Source organism: Streptomyces beijiangensis (genome assembly GCF_017315755.1).
Lineage (GTDB): Bacteria > Actinomycetota > Actinomycetes > Streptomycetales > Streptomycetaceae > Streptomyces > Streptomyces beijiangensis.
Genome location: NZ_JAFLRJ010001033.1, coordinates 1 through 247 on the forward strand (window position 1 = coordinate 1; position 247 = coordinate 247).

Consider the following 247-nt stretch of genomic DNA (forward strand, 5'->3'; position numbering starts at 1 on the left):
CCGTACGAGACGAAGGCGACCGGCTTTGCCTGCCACTGCGTGAAGTGCCAGTCGATGAGGCTCTTGAGGGACGCGGGGAAGGAGTGGTTGTACTCGGGGGTGATGACCACGAACGCCTCGGCGGACTCCAGTTGAGGTGTGACGCGGGCCAGCACGGTCCCGACCTCGGGAGCCGGTTCGTAGGAGAGGGCGGTCGGCAGGTCGGCCTCGGCCAGGTCGAGCACGGTGATGTCGAGGTCGTCTCGGA

1 protein-coding gene is annotated in these 247 nt (G+C 66.8%); it reads right to left on the minus strand.

Annotated elements, in window-relative coordinates; genetic code table 11:
• Positions 1-247: NADPH-dependent FMN reductase (locus J0695_RS40420; RefSeq protein ID WP_206969784.1), on the minus strand; the 247-nt coding region annotated here is incomplete at both ends.